This window comes from Micromonospora sp. NPDC003776, assembly GCF_053605645.1.
Genome location: NZ_JBSGJR010000271.1, coordinates 1 through 8,806 on the forward strand (window position 1 = coordinate 1; position 8,806 = coordinate 8,806).

The 8,806-nt window shown below is 72.3% G+C and carries 8 protein-coding genes; 7 read left to right on the top strand and 1 reads right to left on the bottom strand.

What is annotated here, in order from left to right:
- Positions 1–65 precede the first annotated feature (65 nt).
- Entirely contained in the window at positions 66–1,907 is a 1,842-nt protein-coding gene (recQ, locus tag ACWEVO_RS21195) for a DNA helicase RecQ (RefSeq protein ID WP_452309256.1), read from the bottom strand.
- Between the two features lie 284 nt (positions 1,908–2,191).
- Here recQ and rapZ point away from each other — a divergent pair, with 284 nt between their 5' ends.
- The 7 genes from rapZ (at position 2,192) to secG (ending at position 8,721) form a co-directional block, all read left to right on the top strand.
- The gene (gene rapZ, locus ACWEVO_RS21200; protein ID WP_452309261.1) at positions 2,192–3,100 is read left to right on the top strand and encodes an RNase adapter RapZ; all 909 of its coding nucleotides are present in this window, start codon (positions 2,192–2,194) and stop codon (positions 3,098–3,100) included.
- Positions 3,097–4,080 carry a gluconeogenesis factor YvcK family protein gene (locus ACWEVO_RS21205; protein WP_452309257.1) on the top strand — a complete coding sequence of 328 codons (984 nt, stop codon included), beginning with the start codon at positions 3,097–3,099 and terminating at the stop codon, positions 4,078–4,080. Before rapZ ends, ACWEVO_RS21205 begins: the two co-directional genes overlap by 4 nt.
- 54 nt (positions 4,081–4,134) lie before the next feature.
- Positions 4,135–5,115 carry a DNA-binding protein WhiA gene (gene whiA, locus ACWEVO_RS21210; protein ID WP_088999356.1) on the top strand — a complete coding sequence of 327 codons (981 nt, stop codon included), beginning with the start codon at positions 4,135–4,137 and terminating at the stop codon, positions 5,113–5,115.
- A gap of 262 nt (positions 5,116–5,377) precedes the next feature.
- A complete protein-coding gene (gene gap, locus ACWEVO_RS21215) occupies positions 5,378–6,382 on the top strand; it encodes a type I glyceraldehyde-3-phosphate dehydrogenase (RefSeq protein WP_452309258.1) in 1,005 nt (334 codons plus the stop codon).
- Positions 6,379–7,578, top strand: coding sequence for a phosphoglycerate kinase (locus ACWEVO_RS21220; protein ID WP_452309259.1), 1,200 nt, complete (start codon positions 6,379–6,381; stop codon positions 7,576–7,578). Before gap ends, ACWEVO_RS21220 begins: the two co-directional genes overlap by 4 nt.
- Complete coding sequence (tpiA, locus tag ACWEVO_RS21225; protein WP_452309260.1) at positions 7,579–8,370, top strand: triose-phosphate isomerase; 792 nt, start codon at positions 7,579–7,581, stop codon at positions 8,368–8,370.
- 96 nt (positions 8,371–8,466) lie between these two features.
- On the top strand, positions 8,467–8,721 hold the full coding sequence (gene secG, locus ACWEVO_RS21230; protein WP_452309262.1) for a preprotein translocase subunit SecG: 255 nt from the start codon (positions 8,467–8,469) through the stop codon (positions 8,719–8,721).
- Positions 8,722–8,806: the final 85 nt, after the last annotated feature.

Genomic DNA, 8,806 nt, shown 5'->3' on the forward strand with positions numbered 1-8,806 from the left:
CTGACGATCCGAGCAACACGCGAAAGGGCCCGACCCCCACGGGGGTCGGGCCCTTTCGGCATCTCTCAGGATTCGGCGAGCACCCCGAGGATCGCCTCGCCGTACTTGGCGAGCTTGTTCTCGCCGACGCCGCTGACCCGGGACAGCTCGGCCAGGGAGGCCGGTGCCTCGCCGGCGATCTGCCGCAGGGTGGCGTCGTGGAAGATCACGTACGCGGGCACGCCCTGCTCCTTCGCGGTGGCCGCCCGCCAGGCGCGCAGCCGCTCGAAGACCGGCACCGCGGCCGGGGCGAGGTCGGCGACCACGGTCGCCGCGCCCCGCGGCTTGGCCGACCGGCCGGACGCGGGCCGCTCCGGCTCGCGCCGCAGGGTGACCGTACGGCGGCGGCTCAGCACCTCGGCGCTGGCCTCGGTGAGCGCGAGCGTGCCGTAGTCGCCCTCGACCGCGAGCAGGCCCTCGGCGAGCAGTTGCCGGACCACGCCCCGCCACTCCGCCTCGCGCAGCTCGGTGCCGATGCCGAAGGTGGTCAGCGTGTCGTGGCCGTACTGGTCGATCTTGTCGGTGCGCTTGCCGAGCAGGATGTCGATGCTGTGCCCGGCGCCGAACCGCTGGTTGCGCTCCCGGTCGAGCCGGTAGACGGTGGAGAGCAGCTTCTGCGCGGCGACGGTGCCGTCCCAGGACTCCGGCGGCTCCAGGCAGGTGTCGCAGTTGCCGCACCCGCCGGTCGCGGTCTCGCCGAAGTATTCGAGCAGCTGGGCGCGCCGGCAGCGGACCGTCTCGCAGAGGGCGAGCATCGCGTCCAGGTGGGCGGCGAGGTTACGCCGGTGCGCCAGGTCGCCCTCGGACGTCTCGATCATCTTGCGCTGCTGCACCACGTCCTGGAGCCCGTACGCGAGCCAGGCGGTCGACGGCAGCCCGTCCCGCCCGGCGCGGCCGGTCTCCTGGTAATAGCCCTCCACCGACTTGGGCAGGTCGAGGTGGGCGACGAAGCGCACGTCCGGCTTGTCGATGCCCATGCCGAAGGCGATGGTGGCGACCATGACCAGCCCGTCCTCGCGGAGGAAGCGTTGCTGGTTGGCCGCGCGGGTCGCCGCGTCCAGACCGGCGTGGTACGGCAGCGCCGGGACGCCGTTCTGCACCAGGAACTCGGCGGTCTTCTCCACCGAGGCGCGGGAGAGGCAGTAGACGATCCCGGCGTCGCCCGGGTGCTCGTCGCGCAGCAGGCCGAGCAGTTGCTTGCGGGGCTCGCGCTTGGGCACGATCCGGTACTGGATGTTGGGCCGGTCGAAGCTGGCCACGAAGTGCCGGGCGTCGGTGAGCCGCAGCCGGGTGGCGATCTCGGTGCGGGTGGCCCGGGTCGCCGTGGCGGTCAGCGCGATCCGGGGCACCGCCGGCCACCGCTCGTGCAGCATCGACAGGTTGAGGTAGTCGGGGCGGAAGTCGTGCCCCCACTGCGACACGCAGTGCGCCTCGTCGATCGCGAAGAGCGCGATCCGGCCCCGCTCCAGCAGGGCGAGGGTGGACCGGACCGCGAGCGCCTCCGGCGCCAGGTAGAGCAGGTCCAGCTCGCCGGCGAGGAACGCCGCCTCCACCCGGCGTCGCTCGGTGAGGTCCTGGGTCGAGTTGAGGAAGCCGGCCCGGACGCCGACGGCGGTGAGCGCGTCGACCTGGTCCTGCATCAGCGCGATCAGCGGCGAGACGACCACCGCGACACCGTCGCGGACCAGCGCCGGGATCTGGTAGCAGAGCGACTTGCCGCCGCCGGTCGGCATCAGCACCAGCGCGTCGCCGCCGGCCACCACGTGCTCGACGACCTCCTGCTGGAAACCGCGGAAGGCGTCGTAACCGAACACCCGGTTGAGCACCCGCAGCGCGTCCTCGGTCCGCTCATCGGTGGGGGAGACCATCCGCGCAGTCTACGAGCGTCCTCCGACACCGCCCGCTCCCCGACGGACGCGTCGCCGCCCGGATCGAAAAGCGTGCGGGTCGGACGACGCGGCGTCGGAAGTACGACCGGGGCCGGGCTCGGACCCCGGGCAAAAGGGACAAGTACCTGTTCGGGTCGTCACCCGTGGAATCCCGGACGGGTGTGCAGCCGTTAGAGTCGCTGACTGACCATGCGCGGCCGGGGGCGGCCGCGGCGCCACGGCTTGGGGGTGACGGGGTGAGCGAGGCGCGGACGGGCGACCTGGTGCCGACCGGTACGGAGACAGCCCTCGGACAGCCGGCGCCGACCGAGGCGGAGACCACCCTGGTGGTGGTCACCGGCCTCTCCGGCGGGGGCCGCAGCACGGTGGCCCGGGCGTTGGAGAACGTCGGCTACTACGTGGTCGACAACCTGCCCCAGGCGCTCCTGCTCGACATGGCCGAGCTGGCCTTCAAGGCCGGCGGCGCGGCCCGGCGTACGGCCATGGTGCTGGACGTCCGCTCCCGCGCCTTCTCCACCGACCTGGCCGGGGCGATCCGGGAGCTGCGCGAGCGCGGCTTCCAGCCCCGGGTGGTCTTCGTCGACGCCGACGACGACGTGCTGATCCGCCGGTTCGAGAGCGTCCGCCGCTCCCACCCGCTGCAGGGCGACGGCCGGCTGGCCGACGGCATCGCCGTGGAGCGCGCGCTGCTGGAGGAGGCCCGCGACCAGGCGGACGTGATCATCGACACCAGCCACCTCAACGTCAACCAGCTCCGCCGCCGGGTCGAGGAGCTCTTCGGCGGGGAGGACTCCCGCCGGCTGCGGATCACCGTGCTCTCCTTCGGCTTCAAGTACGGCCTCCCGCCGGACGCCGACTTCGTGATGGACGCCCGGTTCCTGCCCAACCCGTACTGGGTGCCGGAGCTGCGCGAGCACACCGGGCGCGAGGAGGCGGTCAGCGCGTACGTGCTGGGCCAGGAGGGCGCGGACGCCTTCGTGGCCGGGTACGCGGACCTGGTCAACGCCACCACCGCCGGCTTCGAGCGGGAGGGGAAGCGCTACCTGACCGTCGCGGTGGGCTGCACCGGCGGCAAGCACCGCAGCGTCGCGATCGCCGAGGAGCTGGCCGCCCGGCTGCGCCGGTCCGGCATCGCCGCCAACGCCCAGCACCGGGACCTGGGGCGGGAATGAGGCCGATCAGGGTGGTCGCCTTCGGCGGCGGCCACGGACTCTCCGCCTCGCTGCGCGCGCTGCGGCGCTGCGTACCCGAACTCGACCTGGACATCACCGCGGTGGTCACCGTGGGCGACGACGGCGGCTCCAGCGGCCGGCTGCGCGCCGAGCGCGGCGGCCTGCCCCCGGGCGACCTGCGGCAGGCGCTGGTCGCCCTGGCCGGTGACCACCCGGCCACCCGGCGCAGCGCCGCGCTGTTCCAGCACCGCTTCGACGCGGGCCTCGCCCACGTGGCCGGCGGCGCGGCCGACTCGCTCGCCGGCCACGCGGTCGGCAACCTGCTGATCTGCGGGCTGATGGAGCTGCTCGGCGACCCGGTGGCCGCGCTCGACCACGCCGGCGCGATGCTCGGCGCGGTCGGCCGGGTGCTGCCGATGTCCCGGCAGCCGGTCGGCATCGAGGCCCGGGTGCGCGGCGCCGACCCGGCAGCCCCCGACGAGGTACGCACGCTGCGCGGCCAGCACCAGGTGGCGGTCACCACCGGGCGGGTCGAGGCGCTGCGGCTCACCCCGGCGGCGCCGGCGGCCTGCGCGGAGGCGTTGACCGCGGTCCGCGACGCGGACTGGCTGATCTTCGGCCCGGGCAGCTGGTACACCAGCGTCCTGCCGCACCTGCTGGTGCCGGGGCTGGCCGACGCGATCGTCTCCAGCTCGGCGCGCCGGTTGGTGACCCTCAACCTGGTGGCGGAGAAGGAGACCCACGGGCTCTCCCTCGCCGACCATCTGGACACCCTCGGGCGCTATCTGCCCGAGCTGAAGGTGGACATGGTGCTGGCTGATTCCACGGCGGTGGGTGACCCCGAGGCGGTCGGACGTGCGGCAGAATCGCTGGGTGCCCGGCTGGTCCTCGCCCCCGTCGCCGTCCCGGACGGCACGCCCCGTCATGATCCGGCCGCGCTGGGCGCCGCGCTGGTGCCTGTCCTGGGCGCCGATCGTTAGACACGTACGTAATCACCGGCGACACGCCGGAACCGGTCCGTGAGGGGGCGCACTATGGCGATGACGGCTGCGGTCAAGGACGAGCTGAGTCGGGTCGACGTGCCCAAGCCCTGCTGCCGGCGGGCGGAGATGGCCGCGCTGCTGCGGTTCGCCGGCGGCCTGCACATCGTGTCGGGCCGCGTGGTGGTCGAGGCGGAGCTGGACACCGGGGCGGTGGCCCGGCGGCTGCGCCGGGAGATCGCCGAGGTCTACGGCTACCCGAGTGAGATCCACGTGCTCGCCTCGGGCGGGCTGCGCAAGGGCAGCCACTTCATCGTCCGGGTGGTGAAGGACGGCGAGGCCCTCGCGCGGCAGACCGGCCTGCTGGACGTGCGGGGCCGCCCGGTGCGCGGCCTGCCGCCGCACGTGGTGGCGGCCAACGTCTGCTGCGCGGTCTCCGCGTGGCGGGGCGCGTTCATGGCGCACGGGTCGCTCACCGAGCCGGGCCGCTCGAGCGCGTTGGAGATCACCTGCCCGGGTCCGGAGTCGGCCCTCGCGCTGGTCGGCGCGGCCCGCCGGATCGGCATCACCGCCAAGAACCGCGAGGTGCGCGGGGTGGACCGGGTGGTGGTCAAGGACGGCGACGCGATCGCCGCGCTGCTCACCCGCATCGGCGCCCACTCCAGCGTGCTGGCCTGGGAGGAGCGGCGGGTCCGCCGGGAGGTCCGGGCGACCGCCAACCGGCTGGCCAACTTCGACGACGCCAACCTGCGCCGCTCGGCCCGGGCGGCGGTGGCCGCCGCGGCCCGGGTCACCCGGGCGCTGGAGATCCTCGCCGAGGACGCGCCCAACCACCTCACCTCGGCCGGTCGGCTGCGCCTGGAGCACCGGCAGGCCTCCCTGGAGGAGTTGGGCGCCCTCGCCGACCCGCCGCTGACCAAGGACGCCATCGCCGGCCGCATCCGCCGGCTGCTCGCGCTGGCCGACAAGCGGGCCCGCGACCTGGGCATCCCGGATACGGAAGCGGCCGTCACGCCCGACATGCTCGTGGTCTGATAGGACGGTGAGGCGTTGCGCCGCGGCTGATCTCCACCCGCCGCAGCGCGGCGGCGCGCGCTCGGATAAGGTCGCTGCGTACGGCAAGGGGGCCGGCACAGGCACTCCTCGCCGTGACTCACCGCCTCGGGCGGTCAGGTCCCCAGGACCGCGGCGGGGTGGCCGAGATGAACCGTCAACGGCCGGCTCCAACGGTCGGCGAACACATCTCCGCCGGCCGGTGTCTCACGCCGGCGGACCAGAACGCGAGGAGATGGGACCTGTGACCATCCGGGTTGGCATCAACGGCTTCGGCCGGATCGGCCGTAACTTCTTCCGGGCAGTGCTGGCGTCCGGCGCTGACATCGAGGTCGTCGCGGTCAACGACCTGACCGACAACGCCACGCTCGCCCACCTTGTCAAGTACGACAGCATCCTGGGCCGCCTGCCGCACGAGGTGAAGGCCAGCGCCGACGAGATCACCGTGGGTGGCAAGGCCATCAAGGTGTTCGAGGAGAAGGACCCCGGCAAGCTGCCGTGGGGCGAGGTGGGCGTCGACGTCGTCGTCGAGTCCACCGGTTTCTTCACCGACGCCACCAAGGCGAAGGCGCACATCGACGGCGGGGCCAAGAAGGTCATCATCTCCGCGCCGGCGAAGAACGAGGACGTCACCGTGGTCATGGGCGTCAACCAGGACCAGTACGACCCGGCCAAGCACAACATCATCTCGAACGCGTCCTGCACCACCAACTGCCTGGCCCCGATGGCCAAGGTCCTGCAGGACACGTTCGGCATCACCAAGGGTCTGATGACCACCATCCACGCGTACACGCAGGACCAGAACCTGCAGGACGCGCCGCACAAGGACCTGCGTCGGGCCCGGGCCGCCGCGCTCAACATCGTGCCGACCTCGACCGGCGCCGCGAAGGCGATCGGCCTGGTCCTGCCGGAGCTCAAGGGCAAGCTGGACGGCTACGCGCTGCGCGTGCCGATCCCGACCGGCTCGGCCACCGACCTGACCGTCGAGGTCGGCCGGGAGACCACCGTGGACGAGGTCAACGCGGCGCTGAAGGCCGCCGCCGAGGGCCCGCTGCGGGGCATCCTCAGCTACAACGAGGACCCGATCGTCTCCGCGGACATCGTCACCGACCCGGCGTCCTGCATCTTCGACGCGCCGCTGACCAAGGTCATTGGCAACCAGGTCAAGGTCGTCGGCTGGTACGACAACGAGTGGGGCTACTCGAACCGCCTGGTCGACCTGGTCAAGCTGGTGGGTTCGTCGCTGTGAGCATCCGCAACCTCGACGACCTGCTCGGCGAGGGGGTGTCGGGTCGGCGCGTGCTGGTGCGCGCCGACCTGAACGTCCCGCTCGACAAGCAGACCGGTGAGATCACCGACGACGGCCGGATCCGGGCCGTCCTGCCCACGCTCGGCGCGCTGGTCGAGGCCGGCGCCAAGGTGGTCGTCTGCTCACACCTGGGCCGCCCGAAGGGCGCGCCGGACCCGGCGTTCAGCCTCCGCCCGGTCGCCGCCCGGCTGGGCGAGCTGCTGGGCGCCCCGGTCCACTTCGCCGAGGACACCGTCGGCGACTCCGCCCGCTCCACCGTGGAGGGCCTGGCCGACGGCCAGGTCGCCCTGCTGGAGAACCTGCGCTTCAACAAGGGCGAGACGAGCAAGGACGACGCCGAGCGGGGCGCCTTCGCCGACCAACTGGCCGCCTTCGGCGACGCGTACGTCGACGACGCGTTCGGCGCGGTGCACCGCAAGCACGCCAGCGTCCACGACGTGCCGGCCCGGCTGCCGCACTTCGCCGGGCGGCTGGTGCTGCGCGAGGTCGAGGTGCTCAGCAAGCTGACCGGCGAGCCGGACCGGCCGTACGTGGTGGTGCTGGGCGGCTCGAAGGTCTCCGACAAGCTGGCCGTGATCGAGGCGCTGCTGCCCACGGTCGACCGGCTGCTGATCGGCGGCGGGATGTGCTTCACCTTCCTCAAGGCCCAGGGCCTGGAGGTGGGCACCTCGCTGCTCGAGGAGGAGATGGTCGAGACCTGCCGCAACCTGATGGAGCGCGAGCCGGGCAAGATCATGCTCCCGGTCGACGTGGTGGCCGCGACCGCCTTCGCCCCCGACGCCGACCACGACGTCGTGCGGGCCGACGGCATCCCGAGCCATCGGCTCGGCCTGGACATCGGCCCGGAGACGGTGGCCGGCTTCGCGGCCGCCCTGTCGCAGGCGAAGACCATCTTCTGGAACGGCCCGATGGGTGTGTTCGAGATGGCCGCGTTCGCCAACGGCACCCGCGGGGTCGCCGAGGCGATCACCAAGGCCGACGCGTTCAGCGTGGTCGGGGGCGGCGACTCCGCCGCGGCGGTGCGGGCGCTGGGTCTGGACGAGTCGTCGTTCGGGCACATCTCCACCGGCGGTGGCGCCTCCCTGGAATACCTGGAGGGCAAGACCCTCCCCGGCATCGCGGCCCTGGAGAGCTGAATGGCGAGCACCACCCGCCGGCCGCTGATGGCCGGCAACTGGAAGATGAACCTGAACCACCTCGAGGCCAACCTGCTGGTGCAGAAGCTGGCCGCGAGCCTCACCGAGAAGCAGCTCACCGACGTCGAGACGGTGATCCTGCCGCCCTTCACCGACCTGCGTACCGTGCAGACCGCGGTGGACGGCGACAAGCTGCTGATCGGCTACGGCGCGCAGGACCTGTCGCCGTACCCGTCGGGCGCGTACACCGGGGACATCTCCGGGCCGATGCTCGCCAAGCTGGGCTGCACCTACGTGGTGGTCGGCCACTCCGAGCGGCGGCAGTACCACCACGAGGACGACGCGCTGGTCAACGACAAGGTGAACGCCGCGCTGTCCCACGGGCTCACGCCGATCCTGTGCATCGGCGAGGGTCTGGACGTCCGGGAGCAGCTCCGGCACGTGCCGCACTGCTGCGACCAGCTCGACGGCGCGCTCCGGGGGCTCACCGCGGAGCAGGTCACCAAGGTCGTCGTGGCGTACGAGCCGGTCTGGGCGATCGGCACCGGCAAGACGGCGACCCCGGAGGACGCGCAGGAGGTCTGCGGCGAGGTGCGCAAGCGGCTCGGTGAGACCTTCGACGAGAACACCGCCCAGCAGGTCCGGATCCTGTACGGCGGGTCGGTCAAGGCGTCGAACATCGCCGCGATCATGGCCCAGCCGGACGTGGACGGGGCCCTGGTCGGGGGCGCCAGCCTGGACGCCGAGGAATTCGCGCAGATCTGCCGGTTCCCGGAGCACATCGCCCGCTGATCGCTCGCTATTCTTGACGCTGCCCGTCCGCTGGCCGGTGCCACGATGCCCGACCAGCCCGGGCAGCTGATCGCTACGAGAGGACTGACCCCCGCCATGCCGATCGCGTTCGCGTACACGTTGATCGTGTTGTTGATCATCACGAGCATCCTGCTCACCCTGCTGATCCTGCTGCACCGAGGTAAGGGTGGCGGGTTGTCGAGCATGTTCGGCGGCGGCGTCAGCTCCAGCCTGGCCGGCTCGTCGGTGGCCGAGAAGAACCTCGACCGGTACACAATTCTGGTCGGGATCGTCTGGTTCGCGTGCATCGTCGGGATCGGGCTCTGGCTGCGCCTGCAGCTCAGCTCCTGATCCAGCCCGTCGAGTCGTACAATCTGCGCGCGGTCCGTCACCGACCGCGCGCACTTTAGTTACACCCCTGCACCGCGTCCCCGCC